The 225-nt window shown below is 62.7% G+C and carries 1 protein-coding gene; it reads right to left on the bottom strand.

The window, feature by feature from the left end; all coding sequences use genetic code 11:
- Nucleotides 1-225 (bottom strand): penicillin-binding transpeptidase domain-containing protein (locus LD028_RS09890; RefSeq protein ID WP_255721579.1); only part of this gene is annotated, 225 nt, incomplete at both ends.

Genomic DNA, 225 nt, shown 5'->3' on the forward strand with positions numbered 1-225 from the left:
GCCTTGGGGTTGTCGACGGCGAAATAGACCAGAATCTGGGGGTCGTCCGCCGGCGCGAAGCCGATAAAGGAGACGATGTACTCCCCGTTAACGTACCTGCCGTTTTTTACCTTCTGCGCCGTACCGGTCTTGCCGCCGACGCGGTAGCCCTCGATGTACGCCTTGTTCCCCGTTCCGCGCGCCACGACGCTCTCCAGCGCGTAGCGAACCTTGGCGGATGTCTCG

Source organism: Anoxybacillus sp. LAT27 (genome assembly GCF_022030075.1).
Taxonomy (GTDB): Bacteria; Bacillota; Bacilli; order Bacillales; family Anoxybacillaceae; genus Anoxybacillus; species Anoxybacillus kestanbolensis.